21 protein-coding genes are annotated in these 17,992 nt (G+C 62.5%); 3 read left to right on the top strand and 18 right to left on the bottom strand.

The annotated features are described in order from the left end of the window. Window positions 1–90: 90 nt before the first annotated feature. The 3 genes from ACWKV5_RS07600 to ACWKV5_RS07590 are packed head-to-tail and all read left to right on the top strand — an operon-like array spanning window position 91 to window position 2,466. Window positions 91–747, top strand: a complete 657-nt coding sequence (locus ACWKV5_RS07600; protein ID WP_483840794.1) for a peroxiredoxin-like family protein — start codon at window positions 91–93, stop codon at window positions 745–747. 51 nt (window positions 748–798) lie between these two features. Then, entirely contained in the window at window positions 799–1,518 is a 720-nt protein-coding gene (locus tag ACWKV5_RS07595; RefSeq protein ID WP_483840793.1) for an SDR family oxidoreductase, read from the top strand. A 60-nt stretch (window positions 1,519–1,578) separates the two neighbouring features. Next, window positions 1,579–2,466 (top strand): LysR family transcriptional regulator, encoded by an 888-nt coding sequence (locus tag ACWKV5_RS07590; RefSeq protein ID WP_483840792.1) that lies wholly within the window; start codon window positions 1,579–1,581, stop codon window positions 2,464–2,466. Window positions 2,467–2,490: 24 nt separating this feature from the next. Here ACWKV5_RS07590 and phnP read toward each other — a convergent pair whose 3' ends face one another. The 18 genes from phnP to ACWKV5_RS07500 form a co-directional block, all read right to left on the bottom strand. After that, entirely contained in the window at window positions 2,491–3,240 is a 750-nt protein-coding gene (gene phnP, locus ACWKV5_RS07585) for a phosphonate metabolism protein PhnP (protein WP_483840791.1), read from the bottom strand. After that, a complete protein-coding gene (gene phnN / locus ACWKV5_RS07580) occupies window positions 3,231–3,800 on the bottom strand; it encodes a phosphonate metabolism protein/1,5-bisphosphokinase (PRPP-forming) PhnN (RefSeq protein WP_483840790.1) in 570 nt (189 codons plus the stop codon). Before phnN ends, phnP begins: the two co-directional genes overlap by 10 nt. Continuing rightward, window positions 3,800–4,945, bottom strand: a complete 1,146-nt coding sequence (locus tag ACWKV5_RS07575; protein WP_483840789.1) for an alpha-D-ribose 1-methylphosphonate 5-triphosphate diphosphatase — start codon at window positions 4,943–4,945, stop codon at window positions 3,800–3,802. Before ACWKV5_RS07575 ends, phnN begins: the two co-directional genes overlap by 1 nt. Continuing rightward, window positions 4,935–5,654 (bottom strand): phosphonate C-P lyase system protein PhnL, encoded by a 720-nt coding sequence (phnL, locus tag ACWKV5_RS07570; RefSeq protein ID WP_483840788.1) that lies wholly within the window; start codon window positions 5,652–5,654, stop codon window positions 4,935–4,937. Before phnL ends, ACWKV5_RS07575 begins: the two co-directional genes overlap by 11 nt. A gap of 28 nt (window positions 5,655–5,682) precedes the next feature. Then, a complete protein-coding gene (phnK, locus tag ACWKV5_RS07565) occupies window positions 5,683–6,492 on the bottom strand; it encodes a phosphonate C-P lyase system protein PhnK (protein ID WP_452627637.1) in 810 nt (269 codons plus the stop codon). Further along, entirely contained in the window at window positions 6,489–7,376 is an 888-nt protein-coding gene (locus ACWKV5_RS07560; protein ID WP_483840787.1) for an alpha-D-ribose 1-methylphosphonate 5-phosphate C-P-lyase PhnJ, read from the bottom strand. Before ACWKV5_RS07560 ends, phnK begins: the two co-directional genes overlap by 4 nt. After that, window positions 7,369–8,445 (bottom strand): carbon-phosphorus lyase complex subunit, encoded by a 1,077-nt coding sequence (locus ACWKV5_RS07555; protein WP_483840786.1) that lies wholly within the window; start codon window positions 8,443–8,445, stop codon window positions 7,369–7,371. The genes ACWKV5_RS07560 and ACWKV5_RS07555 overlap by 8 nt, the downstream gene beginning before the upstream one ends. Beyond that, window positions 8,445–9,044 (bottom strand): phosphonate C-P lyase system protein PhnH, encoded by a 600-nt coding sequence (phnH, locus tag ACWKV5_RS07550; RefSeq protein WP_483840785.1) that lies wholly within the window; start codon window positions 9,042–9,044, stop codon window positions 8,445–8,447. The genes ACWKV5_RS07555 and phnH overlap by 1 nt, the downstream gene beginning before the upstream one ends. Continuing rightward, entirely contained in the window at window positions 9,044–9,493 is a 450-nt protein-coding gene (gene phnG / locus ACWKV5_RS07545) for a phosphonate C-P lyase system protein PhnG (protein WP_483840784.1), read from the bottom strand. Before phnG ends, phnH begins: the two co-directional genes overlap by 1 nt. An 11-nt stretch (window positions 9,494–9,504) precedes the next feature. Next, window positions 9,505–10,209: a phosphonate metabolism transcriptional regulator PhnF gene (gene phnF, locus ACWKV5_RS07540; RefSeq protein WP_483840783.1), complete on the bottom strand. Its 705-nt coding sequence runs from the start codon at window positions 10,207–10,209 to the stop codon at window positions 9,505–9,507. A gap of 37 nt (window positions 10,210–10,246) precedes the next feature. Beyond that, window positions 10,247–11,029, bottom strand: coding sequence for a phosphonate ABC transporter, permease protein PhnE (gene phnE, locus ACWKV5_RS07535; RefSeq protein ID WP_483840782.1), 783 nt, complete (start codon window positions 11,027–11,029; stop codon window positions 10,247–10,249). A gap of 133 nt (window positions 11,030–11,162) precedes the next feature. Beyond that, a complete protein-coding gene (gene phnD / locus ACWKV5_RS07530; protein ID WP_483840781.1) occupies window positions 11,163–12,179 on the bottom strand; it encodes a phosphonate ABC transporter substrate-binding protein in 1,017 nt (338 codons plus the stop codon). Window positions 12,180–12,222: 43 nt separating this feature from the next. Further along, complete coding sequence (phnC, locus tag ACWKV5_RS07525) at window positions 12,223–13,056, bottom strand: phosphonate ABC transporter ATP-binding protein (protein WP_483840780.1); 834 nt, start codon at window positions 13,054–13,056, stop codon at window positions 12,223–12,225. Between the two features lie 314 nt (window positions 13,057–13,370). Further along, the gene (locus tag ACWKV5_RS07520) at window positions 13,371–13,775 is read right to left on the bottom strand and encodes a hypothetical protein (RefSeq protein ID WP_483840779.1); all 405 of its coding nucleotides are present in this window, start codon (window positions 13,773–13,775) and stop codon (window positions 13,371–13,373) included. 14 nt (window positions 13,776–13,789) lie between these two features. Beyond that, on the bottom strand, window positions 13,790–14,992 hold the full coding sequence (gene ccmI, locus ACWKV5_RS07515; protein WP_483840778.1) for a c-type cytochrome biogenesis protein CcmI: 1,203 nt from the start codon (window positions 14,990–14,992) through the stop codon (window positions 13,790–13,792). Next, entirely contained in the window at window positions 14,989–15,459 is a 471-nt protein-coding gene (locus ACWKV5_RS07510) for a cytochrome c-type biogenesis protein (RefSeq protein ID WP_483840777.1), read from the bottom strand. The genes ccmI and ACWKV5_RS07510 overlap by 4 nt, the downstream gene beginning before the upstream one ends. Next, window positions 15,456–15,992 carry a DsbE family thiol:disulfide interchange protein gene (locus tag ACWKV5_RS07505; protein ID WP_483840776.1) on the bottom strand — a complete coding sequence of 179 codons (537 nt, stop codon included), beginning with the start codon at window positions 15,990–15,992 and terminating at the stop codon, window positions 15,456–15,458. The genes ACWKV5_RS07510 and ACWKV5_RS07505 overlap by 4 nt, the downstream gene beginning before the upstream one ends. Further along, window positions 15,989–17,992 (bottom strand): heme lyase CcmF/NrfE family subunit, encoded by a 2,004-nt coding sequence (locus ACWKV5_RS07500; protein ID WP_483840775.1) that lies wholly within the window; start codon window positions 17,990–17,992, stop codon window positions 15,989–15,991. Before ACWKV5_RS07500 ends, ACWKV5_RS07505 begins: the two co-directional genes overlap by 4 nt.

The raw sequence follows: 17,992 nt of genomic DNA, 5'->3' as shown, positions 1-17,992 counted from the left end.
ATCCTATGCCCCCCACCTGCGTTCCACCCTCCCCGTGCCAAGGTCACTATCGATCCAAGCCAACCGGCCTCCTCACCCAGGATTACGATCATGCCCCTGCAAGCAAAACTCGATGCGTTCAAAGCTGACTTCAAAGCGGGTAAACCGCCCTACAACGCGCCCGCTGAAATCCACCCGATCATGGAGCGTGCCACCGCGGAACTGTTTGCCTCAGGCGCGGCAAGCAAGGCGTTGAAGGTGGGCGACAAGGCGCCGTTGTTCACGCTCAAGGACCCCGACGGCCATCCGGTGTCATCCGCCGATCTACTGGCCAAAGGTCCGTTGGTGCTGACGTTCTACCGTGGCGTGTGGTGCCCTTACTGCAACATGGAGCTGCAAGCATTACAGGATTTTCTGCCGTCGTTGCAGGAGGCTGGCGCCAGCCTGCTGGCGATTTCTCCGCAAATTGCTGCCAACAACCGCAAGTCTGTGCGCACCAATGGCCTTGAATTCCCGATCCTCAGCGATACTCACAATGAGGTGGCGCACGCCTTTGGTTTGCGCTTTGAGTTGCCGGATTACCTGATCGAGCTGTACAAGAATCTGCGCAATGATTTGCCGACTTTCAATGATGATCCGTCGTGGACGCTGCCGATGCCGGCACGTTATGTGATTGGTCAGGATGGCGTGATTCGTTACGCCGAGGTCAACCCGGATTACACTCAGCGTCCTGAGCCTGAAGCAATGCTGGATGCGATTCGCGGCTGACCCTTTCACTGCCGCCCACCCCGGCGGCAGGTTCTTTTCAAGGAGTGTGAAATGACCCGTCGTACTTTTCTCATCACTGGCGCGAGCAAAGGCATTGGCCGTGCGGTGGCCGAGCATCTGGATCGTGCTGGGCACCGGGTGGTCGGGATTGCCCGGACACCTGACCTGACGTTCCCCGGCATTCTGTTTCCGCTGGATTTGAGCGACCGGACGCTGACTCAGGAAGTCCTGGCGGATCTGGCCAGGACGTACGAGTTTGATGGGCTGGTGAACAACGTCGGTCTGGTACGCCCGCAAGTGTTGGGTGAAATCGATCTGGATACGTTCGACGATGTGATGCGGGTCAACCTCCATTCGGCGTTGCAGGCCACCCAGGCACTGCTGCCGAACATGCGCGCCAAGGGTTGGGGTCGGGTGGTGAATATTTCCAGTCTGACCGTGCTCGGGATTACCCAACGCACGGCGTATGCGGCCGCCAAAGCGGCGCTGATCAGCTTCACACGCTCGTGGGCGCTGGAGCTGGCGAAAACTGGCGTGACGGTTAACGCCGTGGCACCGGGGCCGACGGAAACCGAATTGTTCCGCACCAACAATCCGCCGGGCAGTGAAGGTGAAGCGCGGTATCTGGCAGGTGTGCCGATGGGGCGATTGGGGCAACCGCAGGAGATCGCAGCGGCGATTGCGTTTCTGTTGTCCGAGCAGAGCGGGTTTATCACCGGGCAAACGCTGTTTGTCGACGGCGGCTCCTCTATCGGCAAAGCCGCGTTCTAACTGAACACAACAATCCCACAGGGGATTTCCTAAAGGCATCAGACTGCACAAGGGCTTCGAATGGATCGCCTCGCCGCAATGGAAACCTTCGTCTACGTCGTGGAAACCGGCTCGTTTTCCGCTGCCGCCCGGCGCCTGAATATCGGCCAGCCCGCCGTGTCGAAAGCCATTGCGCAACTCGAATCACGCCTGGCCGTGCGACTGCTGTTGCGCTCGACCCGAGGCCTGACGCCCACCGAGGCCGGCCTGGCGTTTTTCGAACGCGCCAAGCGTGCCATCGAAGAATCCGACGAGGCCGACAATGCCGCGCGCGGTGCCGCCAGCGGGCTCACCGGCAACCTGCGCATCTGCGCCGCCGTGACCTTCGGCCGAATCCATATCGTGCCGCACCTCGGGCCGTTCCTCGATCAGAACCCGGACCTGAACATCGACCTGCTGCTCGACGACCGCAACCTCAATCTGGTCGAAGAAGGCGTCGACATCGCCCTGCGCATGGGCGCCCTGAGCGACTCCGGCCTCACCGCCCGCAAGATCGCCGAGTGCCGACGTGTAGTACTCGGCACGCCGGCCTATTTCGACAAACACGGCGAACCCACCTGCCCGGCTGACCTGTGCAAACACCAGGCTGTGGTCTACGCCTTGGGCGGCGGCGCCAACTGGCAATTTCGCAACGGGAGCGAAGAACAGTCCGTGATCATCAACGGCCGCATTCGCGTCAGTGCCGCCGAAGGATTGCGCGAAGCGGTCCTCGCCAATCTCGGGCTGACCATGGCCTCCGAATGGATGTTTGCCCCGGAACTGGCCAGTGGTGCCGTCAGGGCAGTGATGACGGATTGGACCCTGCCGAAACAGGATTTGTGGGCGGTATTTCCCACCGGAAGAATGGCCAGCGCGAAGGCTCGGGCGTTTTTGGAGTATGTGGAGGGGTTACTGACAAAAGAGAACTGACACAAACCACAAATGCCTTCTGCCCTACAACACGCAACCATCAAAAGCCACCGTAACCCTGGGCGGCAACTCCCCCCCATGCTCCAGCAACCACGCATCCAGCGTATGCCCGACATGCGTCAACACCGCAGACACCGGTTGCAAGTCTTCAATACAGCGCAACGCCAGCGTCAGGTCATTGTGGTTACGTGGCGCCTGAGGTTGTGGCGGCATTGAGCAGTCGAGGACCAGCAGGTCCAGCGGTGCTCGTTGCAGCCATTCAGCTGTCGCCGGGGGCAAGCCCACGGTGTCGGTCAGGTAGGCGATCCTTCGCCCCTCGCCTTCCAGCACATAACCGAGGGTCGGCTTGGAGTGCTGCAGCGGTAACGCCGTGACGCTGAGACCGCCAAACTGGCGGGTTTCAAACGGGTTGAACGGTTGGCTGAAATCGAGGATGCCGGGGTGTTTGTAGAGGTCGGCCAAGCCTTCCGGGTCCACTGGGCCGTGCACCGGGATCACCAGTCCCTGGCCCCAGCGTAAATGCAGCAGGCCTTGGGCGTGATCGGCGTGGTAGTGGGTCTGGAAAATGCCGTTGAAGCTGCGAGGCGGGAAGCGTTCGGTCAGGTCGGGCAAGCCGCTGTCGATCAGCCAGCGCTGATCACCGCATTCGATCAGCGCGCTGCACGGTCGACGCCTGAGTCGTTCATCGTTGCGGGCATTAATGCAGGCCACGCATTCGCAGCCGTAGACCGGCACCTGCCGCGCGTCACCGGTGCCCAGTAATGTCAGGCGCATACGCAATGCTCGTCGATGCAGGCCAGCAGGCGTTCGACCGTGCGCTCCAGCGCCCCAGAGTTATCCAGCAGGTGCACTGCCGGACCGTGATCGGTCAGCAGGCGTTCACTGAAACGCGCATTGCGCGCCAGTCGCTGATCGATCTCGGTCACCGATTCACGCCCCCGCGCCAGCAGTCGCTGGCGCAATACGGTTTGATCGACGGTCAACAACAGCACCAACGCGTCTGGATATCGCTGCCGGGTTGGCGGCAGATGCGCGCGTGAACCATTGACCAACACGTCCTGCCCCGCCGCCAGCCAGTCGTCAATCTCCCGAGGAATGCCATAGGACAAACCATTGGCGTGCCAGCTCAGGGCAAACGCACCCTGAGCCTCCAGCTCGGCGAACTGTTCGACGCTGACGCCGTGCGCCGCCTCGCCCACCGCTTCCGCCGAGCGCGTAATGACCCGCCGTACGATGCGACAGCCACGTTCAGCCAACGGTGTGCGTGCGGCATCCAGCAGGCTGTCCTTGCCCGAACCTGAAGGTCCGATGAGATAGATCAACCTGCCGGCCATCAAAACACCCTCTTCGCTTCGCGCCACACTTGTTGCACCACCGGCAGCCCGTCGCGGCTTCTGGCTTGCACCAGGTCCGCGCGCAGTCCGACGGCGATTTCGCCGCGATCATTCAAACCCGCCGCCCGGGCCGGGGCCAGGCTGACCATGCGCACGGCGTGGGCCAGATCACACGCGTTGTCCTGGGCGGCCAGCGCAAACGCCGCTTGCAGCAGGCTGGCCGGGTAGTAATCGCTGGAAAGGATATCCAGCAACCCTTCGGCAGCCAGGTCGGCGGCGGCGACGTTACCCGAGTGCGAACCGCCGCGCACGATGTTCGGTGCGCCCATCAGCACTTTCATGCCTTGCTGCTGGCTGCCGCGCGCCGCCTCAACGGTGGTCGGGAATTCGGCGATGGTCATGCCGTAGCGCGCCGACTCTTCGACATGCGCGAGCGTCGCGTCGTCATGGCTGGCCACCGACAGGCCGCGCGCCAGGCAATGCTCGACAATCGCCGCACGATAGCGGTCGCTGTACTGCCGGGAGTTGGCCACCTGCAAGGTGATGAATTCATCCATCTGCGCCGTGGTCAGGTGGTACTTGCCCATGTAGTACTCACGGTATTTGGACTCCAGCACAAATTGACGCTGACCCGGCGAGTGGTCCATCACCGACACCAGTTGCACCAGTGGGTGTTCCACCAGGTCGCGGAACACGCTCAGGGTATCCGGGTGGCACAACTCGCAACGCAGGTGCAGACGGTGTTCGGCGCGGGTCAGCCCGGCGTCGGAGGCACTGGAGATCGCTTCCAGCATCGCCGGCAATTTCTGCATGCGATTGCCCTTGGGGTTTACGTCACCGATGGAAACAGCATCGAACACCGTGGTGATGCCGGCCGCGATGATCTGCGCGTCGTGGCTGAGCACCGCCGAAATCGACGGCCAGTCCACGCCGGGACGCGGGGTCATGTGGCGTTCGAGGTTGTCGGTGTGCAATTCCACCAGCCCCGGCAACAGGAAATCACCGTTGAGGTCCTGGGCGTGAGGCAACCGGCTCAGGCCTTCGCTGACGTCGGCGATCAAGCCGTCGCGCAACAGCACGCTGCCAAGGAACACGCGGTCAGCGGTGACCAGTCGGGCATTGCTGAGGATCTGTTCAACGGGCATCGGCGTATTCCTCTTGGTTCACAGCGGCGGGAGTCATATCGAGATGGCGGTCGGCAACCGCCTCGCGGGCGGTGCGGTCGTGGAAGATGCCAATCAGTGCGGCACCGGCGGTTTTCGCTTCGTTCATCAGCTCCAGCACCACCTGGCGATTGATCTCGTCGAGGGACGCGGTCGGTTCGTCGAGCAACATCACCGGCCACGCCACCATGAAGCCGCGTGCGATGTTGACCCGTTGCTGCTCGCCACCCGAGAACGTGCCGGGTGCCAATTGCCACAGACGCTGCGGAATGTTCAGGCGGCTGAGCAGCAATTCGGCCCGCGTCTGCGCCCGTTCTTTCGACCAGCCACGGGCCAGGGCCGGCTCCATCACCACATCCAGGCAGGCCACACGCGGAATCACCCGCAAGAACTGACTGACATAACCCAGGGTGCGCTGACGCACCTGCAGAATGTCGCGCGGTTCGGCGCCCACCAGCTCCAGCCACTGGCCGTCGTGCTGCACGCGAATGCTGCCGCCGGCCGGCAGGTAGTTGCCGTACACGGTGCGCAGCAAGGTACTTTTGCCGGCGCCGGACTGACCGTGCAGCACCAGGCACTCCCCCGCCGCCACGCTGAAATCGACCCCGTGCAGCACGTTCAGGACCACGCCGTGTTGCTGATGCAGGGTGAAGGTTTTCGAGAGGTCACGGACCTCGATCAAGGTATTCATCGCTCGGTTTCCACAGTTGAACGGGGCTTCACGGCTGCAACACCGAAGACACCAGCAGTTGCGAATAAGGGTGCTGCGGATCGTCGAGAACCTGATCGGTCAGCCCGGTTTCCACCACCCGCGAGCGGCGCATCACCATCAGTCGATCGGCCAGCAAACGGGCCACCGCCAGGTCGTGAGTGACGATCACCACCGCCAGGTCCAGTTCACGCACCAGGCCACGGAGCAAATCGAGCAAGCGCGCTTGCACCGACACATCGAGGCCGCCAGTCGGCTCGTCCATGAAAACGAGGCGCGGGCTCGACACCAGGTTGCGAGCAATTTGCAGCCGCTGTTGCATGCCGCCCGAGAATGTTCGCGGTAAGTCGTCGATGCGCTGTGGGTCGATTTCCACCTGGCTCAGCCAGTCGATGCCTGCCCCGCGCAATTGCTGGTAATTGCGCACGCCTTGGGCCATCAGGCGTTCGCCGATGTTGGCGCCGGCCGACACGCCCATGCGCAAGCCGTCGCGCGGGTTCTGTTCGACGAAGCCCCATTCGGTGCGCAGCAAGGTCCGGCGCTCGGCTTCGCTGGCGCTGTACAGGTCCAGCCATTGGCCCTGTTTGTCGCGGTAACCGATGCTGCCGCGCTGCGGTGGCAAGCGTCCGCTGAGCAGCGACAGCAAAGTCGATTTACCCGAGCCAGACTCGCCGACAATCCCCAGCACTTCACCGGGATACAGGTCGAAGCTGACGTCCTGGCAGCCCTTTTCCGGCCCATACAGCAGCGACAGATTACGCACCTGCAACAGCGGCTCGGCCGTGGTCACCGACAGATCATTTTTCAGTGCCTGGTTCATTGGTCCTGCTCCTGCTGGCTGACGCGCTGGGCGCAGTAATAGGTGTCGGAACAGACGAAGCTCTGGGTGCCGGCGTCGTCGAGAATCAACTCATCGAGGAAAGAGTCAGCGCTGCCGCAAATGGCGCAGCACGCCTCCCACTTCTGCGCTTCAAAGGGGTGATCCTCGAAGTCGAGGCTGGTGACTTTGGTGAATGGCGGCACCGCGTACAGGCGCTTTTCCCGGCCGGCACCGAACAGCATCAGCGCCGGGCTCATGTCGAGTTTCGGGTTGTCGAATTTGGGGATCGGCGACGGGTCCATCACGTAGCGTTCATCCACCATCACGGGGTAGGCGTAAGCGGTGGCGATGTGCCCGAAGGTGGCGATGTCCTCGTACAGCTTGACGTGCATGACCCCGTAATCATTGAGGGCGTGCATGGTCCGGGTCTCGGTTTCCGACGGTTCGATAAAGCGCAGCGGCTCCGGAATCGGTACCTGGTAGACCATGATCTGATCGGCGTGCAGCGGGGTTTCCGGGATGCGGTGACGAGTCTGGATCACCGTCGCATCCGGCGTGCTTTCAGTCGTCGCGACGCCAGCGGTGCGGGCGAAGAAGCGGCGGATCGACACGGCGTTGGTGGTGTCGTCCGCGCCTTGGTCGATGACTTTGAGCACGTCATCGGCACCGAGAATCGCGGCGGTCAATTGCATGCCGCCGGTGCCCCAGCCGTAAGGCAGCGGCATCTCGCGGCCACCGAACGGCACCTGATAACCGGGGACCGCCACAGCCTTGAGCAAGGCGCGGCGGATCATGCGTTTGGTCTGTTCGTCGAGGTAGGCGAAGTTGTATGCCGCGTCGCGAGTTTGCGCCCTGTCCTTGATGGCGTTGCTCAGATCATTCATGGCTGTGGCCCTCGGCCGGCTTGCGCAGTTTGCGGATCAGTTCCAGTTCGGCCTGGAAGTCCACGTAGTGAGGTAATTTGAGGTGCGACACGAAACCGGCGGCCTCGACGTTGTCGCAATGCATCAGCACGAATTCCTCTTGCTGCGCCGGTGACACAATCTCTTCGTTGAACTCGCCAGCGCGCAGTGCGCGGTCGACCAGCGCCATGCCCATGGCCTTGCGCTCGGCATGTCCGAAGGCCAGACCGTAGCCGCGCGTGAACTGCGCCAGCTCGGTGGCCGAGCCGACAAACTGGTTGACCATCTCGCACTCGGTGACTTCGATGCTGCCCAGATTGATCGGGAAACCCAGCTCTTCGGGATCGATCCAGACTTCCACGTCACCGATGCGAATTTCCCCGGCAAACGGGTGGTTGCGGCCATAACCGCGTTGCGTGGAATAGCCCAGCGCCAACAGAAAACCTTCATCGCCACGGGCCAGTGCCTGCAAGCGTTCGGCGCGGCTGGCCGGCAGTTCCAGCGGGTCGCGGGTGATGTCGGCGACGCTGTCGTTGTTGTCGGACTCGCTCTTGATCAAGCCTTCCTTGGCCAGCAAACCGAGTACTCGCGGGCACGGTTCGAGGCTGGCTTTTGGCGTGAGCTGCGGCCCCGGATACTCGCCCTCGGCGAGCAAGGCAAAGTCCAGCAAGCGATGGGTGTAATCGAAGGTCGGGCCCAGCAATTGCCCGCCCGGCACATCCTTGAAGGTCGCGGACAGGCGCCGGCTGAGCTGCATGTCGGCCGTATCGATCGGCAGGCTCGGGCTGAAACGCGGCAACGTGGTGCGGTAGGCGCGCAGCAGAAAGATCGCCTCCACCAGGTCGCCCGCCGCTTGCTTGATCGCCAGTGCGGCGAGTTCTTCGTCGTACAGCGAGCCCTCGCTCATCACCCGCGCCACGGCCAGCGGCAGTTGCTGGCGGATTTGCTCGACGCTCAGTTCCGTGACCGAGGTATCGCCCCGGCGTTTTTTCGCCAGCAGACGATGGGCATTGTCGATGGCCTGTTCGCCACCCTTGACGGCTACGTACATCAGGCACGCTCCTGTGCTGCGTGGGCGACCCGCGTGCTGCGCGGCAGGCCGATAAGGTCATGGCCGGCGGCGAAAAACAGATCCAGCCCACGGGGGAATTCGTTGCGTTGCTCGCGCTCGCGCCAGACGCGGGCGGGCAGCGGCAGGCTGACCAGGTGCTCGGTCTCGATCCCCGGTCCGCGCCAGGCCAGTCCTTCCCCGCCGTCGAGCAATGGCAGTTGAACCAGCAAGGTGCAGGACTGATCCGGGTAGCGATCATTGCCACTGTCGAAGCCACTGAGGTCGAGCACGTCGGCGTCGGCGAGCAAGGCAAACCGTGCGTTCTGCCGATCTGCGGTCAGCGGGCAACCGCAATGGAATGCCAGGTTGGCGCGGATCAGCGGTGTGTCGAAGGACGGCGCCAGCCACAACGGCGTGTCGACATCCAACAGCGCCAGGCACAACGCGTAGGTGGCCGGCGCCAGCCCTTCGATGCCTGGAATGTCGTGCAATGTCTGGATCAATCCGGGGCCGGCCAGCGCCTTGAGCGCCGCGCGAAAACCGCGCTGGGCATCCAGCACCGGGTCGGTGAAGGCCGGTTGCAACAGCTGTGCGCTCATCAGTTTTCTCCTCGCACGAGGGTGAAGAATTCGACTTTGGTGGCGGCGGTTTCGGCCGCTTTCTGCGCCCGACGTTCGGCCTGGGCCGCCGCCAACGGCGTGATCATTTCCGCCAGCCAGTGACGCTGTTGCACGCCCTGCAAATGCGCGTCGGCCAGCGCCGCCAATTCGGCGTGGACCTTGTCGCGCCCCGCCAGGTAGCTGAAACCGGTACGACCGTCGGCCAGGCGCACCACGCAGCGGGTCACGCTCATTTCGCCGACGTTGAACGGCGCACCGTTGCCGCCCATGCGCCCGCGCACCAGGGTCATGCCGATTTCCGGCGCGCGGATCAGTTGGTATTCGACGTCGCGCAGCGCCGCTTCATGGGGCTGCAATTCACTGCGTCGGGCGCGGGCCAGCACGCCGATCCAGTGTTGCCGTTCGGTGTGAGGAACTGGGTTATCCATTGAGTTCTCCATCAGGTGACGACCTGGTACTGGAAGCGATCCGAACGGCTGGTGGACTGGGCCAGCTCCACCGGGTGGCCGTCGCGGTCGCGGGAAAGGGTGAACACACTCAGCGCCGGCAAATGCCGGGGCATCATCAGCAGCGCGGCTTCGTCGCGGCTGGGCAAACGGGCGCCAATCAGGCTCAAGGTGCGGGTCAGCGGCATGTCGCGTTCGCTGAGGTATTGGCGCAATGAACCGCCGGTGTAGTCCGCCAGCAACGGCGCGTGACTGGCGCAGTAGCGATGACGGATCAGGCTGACCGGCTGGTGATCGAGCTTGCGCAGGGTCTGCAATTCGATCATCGGCGCCATCTCGGCGATGCCCAGGTGCTGCGCTTCTTCACGGCTGGCGAAGCAGTAGCGGCGCTTGAGCAAAACCGCCTCAACGCCATGCCCTTGTGCGGACAACGACTGGCTGTAAGCGCTGTCGGCGGCCATCGGATAAATCAGCGGCCGCTCCAGCACTTGCGTGCCTTTGCCCTGGCGGCGCAACAGGCTGCCTTCGAACACCAGCTCATCGATGGCGCGGCGCAAGGTATGGCGGTTGACGCCGAAACGTTCCGCCAGCTGGACCTCGGCCGGCAGAAAGTCCCCGGCCGAATAATCCGCCAGTTCACGGCGCAGGATGTCGGCCAACTCGCGGTACACCGGCTCATCTTGTCTAGACAACTGCATGCTTAAAAAAAAGCGCCCAGGGGCACCCCTCCGAAATTCAGATGAACTGCTTGCGCAGGCGTTGCGACAGGATGTCGATCAGGCTCACGACGACGATGATCACCAGCAAGACCGCGCAGGTCTGAACAAACTGAAAGGCGCGGATGTTCTCCCAGAGAATCACCCCAATGCCGCCAGCGCCGACCATTCCCACGACTGTCGCGGAGCGCACGTTGGCTTCGAAGCGATACAGCGCGTAGGACACCCACAGCGGCATCACTTGCGGAATCACCCCGTAGATCACCTCTTGCAAGGCACTGGCTCCGGTGGCGCGAACCCCTTCGACCGGGCCCGGATCAATCGCTTCCACGGCTTCGGCGAACAGCTTGGCGAGTACCCCGGTGGTGCTGATCCACAGCGCCAGGACACCGGCAAACGGCCCCAGCCCGACCGCCACGACGAACAACATGGCGAAGACCATTTCGTTGATCGAACGGAAGGCGTCCATGACCCGACGCAGTGGTTGGTGAATCCACCACGGCGTGATGTTTTCGGAACAGAGAATGCCCAGCGGCACCGAGCAGACAATCGCCAGCACCGTGCCCCAGAGGGCGATTTGTACGGTGACGATCATTTCCTTGAGGTACGCGCGCCATTCGTGGAAGTCCGGCGGGAAGAAATCCGCGGCGAAGGTCGCCATGTTTCCCGAGTCGCGGTACAGCGCCATCGGGTTCATCTCGGCGCCATGCCAGGCCCAGGCCAGCATGATCAGGAACAGGCCCCAACCGAGGTACTGCGGCCAGGTGCGCTTGCCGACAGCTTCTGCGTGAAGAGTGGTCATGAGGGTTCTCTTAAAAAGTGATGCCTGGTGCAAAACCTGTGGGAGCGAGCCGGCTCGCGAAAGCGGTGGATCAGTCGCCATCGACGGTGAATGTCAGTCCGCATTCGCGAGCAGGCTCGCTCCCACATTGGAATCAACCGGCGTTGGCTGCGCTCTTCTCGGTGTTGGTTTTTTCGAGCAAGGTCAGGCGCTCTTGCAGCTTGGCCAATTCCGCATCGATCTCAGCCAGGCGCTTGGCCTTGTCCGCCGCTTCAAGCTTGGTGTCGGCATTGACCGTGGTGCGCTGCTTGAACAGTTCGAGCTGACGGATCGGCAGCAACTGATCGTCGCTGGACTTCAGGAACTTGCCCAGCTGCATCCCGGCGAGCACGGCTTTCTCGGACTCGGTGTCGCCGTAGCTGAAGATGAAATCGCGGATCTTGGTTTTCTCGCTGTCGCTCAAGGCCTTGCTCCACACCAGCGGATCGGCAGGGATCAGCGGCGACTTCCAGATCACTTTGAGCAGCGCAGCCTTGTCCGGTTGGGTGACGGCCAGGCGATCCCAGCTTTCAGTGTTGAAGGTCGCGACATCCAGTTGCCCCTTGGCCACGCTCAAGGCGTTGACCTCATGGCTGGAGTTGAGGGTGCGTTTGAACGCGGTGGCGGCATCGACGTTGTTCTTGGCGAACACGTAGTAGCCCGGCACCAGATAGCCAGAAGTGGAGTTAGGGTCGCCGTTGCCGAAGGTCAGGTTTTTCGCGTTTTTAAGCATGTCGTCGACCGAGTTGATCGGGCTGTCCTTGCGCACGATCAACACGCTCCAGTAGCCGGCGGCGCCGCTGGCAGCTGCGGTCTGGGCGAAGATTTCGCCGTTGGAACGGTCCACGGCTTCGATGGCGGCCTTGTTGCCCAGCCAGGCCACGTCGACCTTGTTGAAGCGCATGCCCTGAATCAGGCCGGCATAGTCAGAAGCAAACGTGGCGTTGATTTTCAGGCCGGTCTTCTTCTGCATGTCATCCAGAAACGGTTGCCAGATGCTCTTGAGGTTCTGCGAAGACTCGGTGGACATGATGCCGAAGTTGATGGCTTTTTCTTCAGCCTGGGCGGTGCCCAGCACACAGCTGGCGAGTAGCGCGGCGCCAGCAAAAACGCGACCGATACGGTTCAACATGGAATGGATTCCTTGGAGTGCGTCGTTGGAAAAAGAAGTGGGTTCAACCGCGCGCCAGTACCAGCCGGGGCGCAGGTTCGGGACGGCGGGCCTGATCGGAGAACATCAGGCTGGTGTCGATGTCGGCACCGTACAAATCGTTGAGGAACTGGCTGCTCAGGTCGGCGGCGAGGCCATCGAAATGAATCCGTCCGGCCTTGAGGGCCACGGCACGCGGGCAATAACGGGTGGCGTAATCCACTTGATGCAAAGTGACCACCACGGTTTTGCCGTCGCGGCGGTTGATGTCCGCGAGGATTTCCATGACCTTGCGCGCCGACTCCGGGTCGAGGGAGGCAATCGGCTCATCGGCCAGAATCACTTCGGCACGCTGGGTCAGGGCTCGGGCAATCGCCACGCGCTGCTGTTGGCCGCCGGACAAGGTCGAGGCACGCTGAGCCGCCAGATCGGCCAGGCCGACGCGGTCCAGGGATTCGAGGGCGAATTGCTTTTCCTGGGCATTGAACAGGCTCAGGTTGCCGCGCCAACGTGGCATCCGGCCCAGGCAACCGAGCAGCACGTTATCGAGCACGCTGAGGCGGTTGACCAGGTTGAACTGCTGGAAGATGTAGCCGATGTCGGCACGCAAGCGACGCACCTTGCCATTCAGCCGTCCGGACGCCTGCACTTCCCGCCCCAGCACTTTGACGCTGCCGCCATTGCTGCGATCGCAACAGGCCAGGCCCGCGAGGTGCCGCAACAAGGTGGACTTGCCGGAGCCGGAAGCGCCAATCAGCGCGACCATCTCACCGGTGGCAATGGTGAGTTCGAGGTCGACCAGTGCGGTCTTGCGCGCAAAGGTCTTGTTCAGATGATCGACATGGATAGCTGCGTTCATGGGCTTCTCTGTCTGGTTGAACAGCCGTCCATGGCCGTTTTGAAGTTCAACCGACTTTAGGCGCGGGCTGTGTCAGCCCTATGACTTGCACATGTCGCTGGGTGGGCCATTTGATGAAGGTTTTGTGAAAGGTTGAGTGCTGAAAAACACCGACCCCCTGTGGGAGCGAGCCTGCTCGCGAAAGCGGTAGATCAGTCAACTGATCTGTTGAGTGTCACACCGCATTCGCGAGCAGGCTCGCTCCCACGGGGGGTTTGGGGTGAATTGAGAGTTTTCAGCGGGCACAAAAAAGGCGACCCGAAGGTCGCCTTAGCTTACTGCCCGAATTGCCGTCCCAACCCGCCCGGCACGCCGTGGATATCCGTGTCTTCCCACGGCCCATCGGGGCTGATCGAGCGGCTCCAGCCGTTGTTCCAGCGGTAGTAGGTGCGCTGGCGGTAGAAGGTGTTGGTCTGATCGTCCAGCACATAGACGCCCAACTTGGCATCCCAATGGCTGTTGCCACCCGGCGGCGGTGCGAAGCTGGCGGAGGTGCGCGGCATCGGTTTGGCCGGCTTGGCGGGGATGCCCGGTTTGCCCGGCGAGGGTGTCGTGGACGGTGTAGGCCTCGGCTGCGACGGCGGGATCGGTGGCGGTGTCGTCGGCTCTGGCCGCTGGACCGCACATGCACTCAACCCCAAAACCAGACTGAGCAGGGTGATACGAGCAATAGCGGTCATGGCGGTGCTTCCTGTTATTTGTCCGGGCTGTCGATGGTCAGTGTCTGCGTCGCGGTGGTGCTGCTGGCCAGAGGCTGGCTGCGACCGACCCATTCACCGGCAGTCGGCTGGCCGGCACGGGAGACGCGCGCAACCAGTTGGACTTCAGGGAAGTTCGACAGTTTCAACTGCGGCATCATTGCGTCGGCATCACCCAGTTCGACGGTCACCGGCAAGTCAGCCACGGTCAGGCGTTTGGCCGCCAACGGTGCGGGTGGGCCTGCGGTGGCGCGGGCGAAGATGAAGACGCTGTCACCCGGCTGGACCTTGGCTTTAAGCGCCGGCGCCAGGTCTACGGTGACTCTCAGCACTGCTGCCGCCTTCGCTGCAGGTGCTTGGGCAACCTTGCCGCCGCTGGCTTCGAGCTTCTCGGTGGCCCGGGTGATACCGCCTTGCAGGGCGGCGCGGGAGCTGTCCTCGGGCGGCAACTGCGCCAGCAGGCGATTCCAGTAGTCGATGGCGTCCTGGTAACGCTGGGCCTCGAAAGCCGCGATACCCAGCAGGCCAAGGCTGGTGACTTCTTTCGGATCGGCTTTCAGCGCTTCATCAGTCAGTGCCTGAATCTTCTCCGACCACTTCTTGCCATCGGCAAAGTATTGAGCCTGAGCCCATTGGCCGAGCAGTTCTGGTTGACGACCGGCCACATTCACCGTGCGTTCGAAGATCTTCGCTGCATCGCCAGGACGGTCCTGGGCCATGTAGGTGCGACCGAGGAAATACAGGCCCTCAGCGGACTCCGGCTGAGCAGCGACGGCGCGTTCCAGGCGACGGGTCATCTCTTCCATCGACTGCGGCGCCTGGGCAAATTCGCGGGTCAGTTCGACTTTGTCGCTGGCGCCGAAATGCAGGTACAACCCCAGGCCGAGTACCGGGACCAGCACCGCCGCCAGCAATGGCAACGGCTTGCCCAGGCGACCCACGCGAGGCGCCGCAACGCCTTCGGTATCGGCGAGCAGCTCACGGGCCGCTTCGGCACGGCCGGCGTTCATTTGCCCGGCGTCGAGCACGCCCTCTTCCTGCTGAGTCTGCAACTCAGCCACGCGCTCTTGGTACAGCGCGACGTTCAGGGCGGTACGATCCTCTTCAAGTTGAGCGCGACGACCGCGCAAAACCGGGATCAACAGAAAACTCAGGGCAACCAGAAGTAGCAGACCTGCAGCGAGCCAGAAATCAATCATTCTTGGTTTTTATCCAACAGGTGGTCGAGGCGCTCACGCTCCTCGGCAGAAAGCGCGTCCGGGGTGTCGGCGCGTTGCACGCGACGACGGCGGACGATCACGGCGATGATCACGAAACCGCCCAGCAACAGGCCGGCCGGGCCGAACCAGAGCAGTGCAGTCTTGGCGTTGAGAGCCGGTTTGTAACGGACGAAGTCACCGTAGCGGTCGACCATGAAGTCGATGATCTGCTGGTTGTCCTTGCCCTCGCCGAGCATGCGGAAAATCTCTTTGCGCAGGTCGGCGGCAATCGGTGCGTTGGAATCGGCGATGTCCTGATTCTGGCACTTGGGGCAACGCAGTTCCTTGGTCAGCTCGCGAAAACGCTCGCGATCACCTTCTTTGGCGAACTCGTAGGTATCGATGGCGGCGTGCGCCACGCTGGCCATGCTCAAGCCCAGTACCACTGCCGCTATCCAGCGCTTCATGGCTTCGCCTCATCGACCAGTGCCTGATACTTGGCGGCCAGTTTTTCGCGCCAGACCTGCTCGTCGATCACGCCGACGAACTTGTCGCGGATGATGCCCTTGGCGTCGACGAAAAAGGTTTCCGGCGCGCCGTACACACCGAGGTTCAGGCCCAAGGTGCCGGCGTCGTCACGAATGTCCAGTTGATACGGGTTGTGGAATTCCACCAGCCACTTCAAGGCGTCGGCGTTGACGTCCTTGTAGTTGATACCGTAAATCACCACGCCCTGCTGGGCCAGTTTGTTCAATACCGGGTGTTCGACCCGGCAGGAAATGCACCAGGTGCCCCAGACGTTGACCAGTGCCGGTTTACCGACAATGTCAGCCTTGGTCAGGGTCTTGTCGCCCTGCACGCTTGGCAGGGAAAATTCCGGGAACGGCTTGTTGATCATCGCCGAAGGCAACTCGGCCGGGTCGAGGTACAACCCGCGATACAGGAAAACAGCCACCACCAGAAAAATAATCAGTGGCAACAGCATCAACCAACGTCTCATGCAGTGGCTCCCGTCATGCCCAGAGCTTCACGCACCCGGCTTTTCACCTTGACCCGATAACGCCGATCCAGCGCCGCCAGCAACCCGCCGAAGCCAGTCAGCAAGCCACCGAACCAGATCCAGCGCACGAACGGTTTGACGTGAACGCGCACGGCCCAAGCGCCATCGCCCAGCGGTTCGCCGAGGGCAACATAGAGGTCACGGGTGAAACCGGCGTCGATCCCGGCTTCGGTCATCACCGAGTTCTGCACGGTGTACAAGCGTTTTTCCGGGTGCAGCACGCTGACTTCCTTGCCGTCGCGGATCACCCGGACGGTGCCCTTGTCGGAGGTGAAGTTCGGGCCTTCAAAGTGCTTGGCGCCTTCGAATATGAAGTGATAACCGGCCAGGTCCATCGACTCGCCCGGCGCCAGGCGCAAGTCGCGCTCGGCACTGTTCTGGCTCGACAACACGACGCCAAGTGCACACACGGCAATACCGAGGTGAGCGATCTGCATGCCCCAATAACTGCGGGTCAGGGTCGGCAAGCCTTTGATCAGGCCTTTGTGGCGAGTCTTGTCGAGGATATCCCGGACACCGGCGAGCAATACCCACGCCGCGAGCATGAAGGTTGCGATCACCGCCCAGTTGAAATCGCCGTAAGCGACGCCGGCCACAACCGCCAGCGCAGCGCTGCCGAGCAATACCGGGGTCAGCATGCTCATCAGCCATTTGACCGGGGTGTCTTTCCAGCGCACCAGCATCCCGACCGCCATCACCACCATCAGCAACGCCATCAATGGAATGAACAGCGCGTTGAAGTACGGCGGGCCGACGGACAGTTTGGCGCCGGTCATCGCATCGAGAATCAGCGGGTACAAGGTGCCGAGCAGGATCATCGAAGCCGCCACCACCAGCACCAGGTTGTTCCCCAGCAGCAGGGTTTCCCGGGACCAGAGGTTGAAGCCGACCTGGCTCTTGACCACCGGTGCGCGCAGGGCGAACAGCGTCAGCGAACCGCCGACCACAAACAGCAGGAAAATCAGGATGAACACACCGCGCTCAGGGTCGGACGCAAACGCGTGAACCGAGGTCAGCACGCCGGAACGCACGAGGAACGTACCGAGCAAGCTCAGCGAGAACGCGGCGATGGCCAGCAACACGGTCCAGCTCTTGAACACGCCACGTTTTTCCGTGACGGCCAACGAGTGAATCAGTGCCGTACCGACCAGCCAAGGCATGAAGGAAGCATTTTCCACCGGGTCCCAGAACCACCAGCCGCCCCAGCCGAGTTCGTAGTAAGCCCACCACGAACCGAGGGTGATGCCGATACCGAGGAAGGCCCAGGCGACGATGGTCCAAGGACGCGACCAGCGCGCCCACGCCGCATCAAGGCGACCGCCCATCAGCGCCGCGATGGCGAAGGCAAAGGCCACGGAGAAACCGACATAACCCATGTACAGCATCGGCGGGTGAACGATCAGGCCGATGTCTTGCAGCAGTGGATTGAGGTCGGCGCCATCGCTGGGCACCTGCGGCAGGATGCGCTTGAACGGGTTGGACGTGAGGATCAGGAACAGCAGGAAACCGGTGCTGATCATGCCCATCACCGCCAGCACACGGGCCAGCATGACCTGCGGCAACTGCCGGGAGAACACCGACACTGCGAAGGTCCAGCCGCCGAGGATCAACGCCCACAACAGCAATGACCCTTCGTGCGCGCCCCACACGGCGCTGAACTTGTAGTACCACGGCAAGGCGCTGTTGGAGTTGCTGGCGACGTAGCCGACCGAGAAGTCGTCAGTCATGAACGCATAGGTCAGGCAACCAAAAGCGAACACCAGGAAGGTGAACTGCCCCCAGGCGGCTGGCTGCGCGAGGCTCATCCACAGGCGGTCACCGCGCCAGGCACCGAGCAACGGCACCACGGCCTGAACCAGCGCAAAACACAGCGCCAGGATCATGGCCAGGTGGCCAAGCTCGGGGATAAACAGCCCTGAATTATAGAGAGCGGACGTCAT

This window comes from Pseudomonas oplopanacis, assembly GCF_057128725.1.
Note: the sequence above shows the minus strand (reverse complement) of the source record. Positions and strands in the feature narration are given on the sequence as shown.

Excerpts from the sequence above, each read along its gene's own strand:
- ACWKV5_RS07600 (WP_483840794.1), top strand. The coding sequence starts at position 91 with ATGCCCCTGCAAGCAAAACTCGATGCGTTCAAAGCTGACTTCAAAGCG.
- ACWKV5_RS07595 (WP_483840793.1), top strand. The coding sequence starts at position 799 with ATGACCCGTCGTACTTTTCTCATCACTGGCGCGAGCAAAGGCATTGGC.
- ACWKV5_RS07590 (WP_483840792.1), top strand. The coding sequence starts at position 1,579 with ATGGATCGCCTCGCCGCAATGGAAACCTTCGTCTACGTCGTGGAAACC.
- phnP (WP_483840791.1), bottom strand. The coding sequence starts at position 3,240 with ATGCGCCTGACATTACTGGGCACCGGTGACGCGCGGCAGGTGCCGGTC.
- phnN (WP_483840790.1), bottom strand. The coding sequence starts at position 3,800 with ATGGCCGGCAGGTTGATCTATCTCATCGGACCTTCAGGTTCGGGCAAG.
- ACWKV5_RS07575 (WP_483840789.1), bottom strand. The coding sequence starts at position 4,945 with ATGCCCGTTGAACAGATCCTCAGCAATGCCCGACTGGTCACCGCTGAC.
- phnL (WP_483840788.1), bottom strand. The coding sequence starts at position 5,654 with ATGAATACCTTGATCGAGGTCCGTGACCTCTCGAAAACCTTCACCCTG.
- phnK (WP_452627637.1), bottom strand. The coding sequence starts at position 6,492 with ATGAACCAGGCACTGAAAAATGATCTGTCGGTGACCACGGCCGAGCCG.
- ACWKV5_RS07560 (WP_483840787.1), bottom strand. The coding sequence starts at position 7,376 with ATGAATGATCTGAGCAACGCCATCAAGGACAGGGCGCAAACTCGCGAC.
- ACWKV5_RS07555 (WP_483840786.1), bottom strand. The coding sequence starts at position 8,445 with ATGTACGTAGCCGTCAAGGGTGGCGAACAGGCCATCGACAATGCCCAT.
- phnH (WP_483840785.1), bottom strand. The coding sequence starts at position 9,044 with ATGAGCGCACAGCTGTTGCAACCGGCCTTCACCGACCCGGTGCTGGAT.
- phnG (WP_483840784.1), bottom strand. The coding sequence starts at position 9,493 with ATGGATAACCCAGTTCCTCACACCGAACGGCAACACTGGATCGGCGTG.
- phnF (WP_483840783.1), bottom strand. The coding sequence starts at position 10,209 with ATGCAGTTGTCTAGACAAGATGAGCCGGTGTACCGCGAGTTGGCCGAC.
- phnE (WP_483840782.1), bottom strand. The coding sequence starts at position 11,029 with ATGACCACTCTTCACGCAGAAGCTGTCGGCAAGCGCACCTGGCCGCAG.
- phnD (WP_483840781.1), bottom strand. The coding sequence starts at position 12,179 with ATGTTGAACCGTATCGGTCGCGTTTTTGCTGGCGCCGCGCTACTCGCC.
- phnC (WP_483840780.1), bottom strand. The coding sequence starts at position 13,056 with ATGAACGCAGCTATCCATGTCGATCATCTGAACAAGACCTTTGCGCGC.
- ACWKV5_RS07520 (WP_483840779.1), bottom strand. The coding sequence starts at position 13,775 with ATGACCGCTATTGCTCGTATCACCCTGCTCAGTCTGGTTTTGGGGTTG.
- ccmI (WP_483840778.1), bottom strand. The coding sequence starts at position 14,992 with ATGATTGATTTCTGGCTCGCTGCAGGTCTGCTACTTCTGGTTGCCCTG.
- ACWKV5_RS07510 (WP_483840777.1), bottom strand. The coding sequence starts at position 15,459 with ATGAAGCGCTGGATAGCGGCAGTGGTACTGGGCTTGAGCATGGCCAGC.
- ACWKV5_RS07505 (WP_483840776.1), bottom strand. The coding sequence starts at position 15,992 with ATGAGACGTTGGTTGATGCTGTTGCCACTGATTATTTTTCTGGTGGTG.
- ACWKV5_RS07500 (WP_483840775.1), bottom strand. The coding sequence starts at position 17,992 with ATGACGTCCGCTCTCTATAATTCAGGGCTGTTTATCCCCGAGCTTGGC.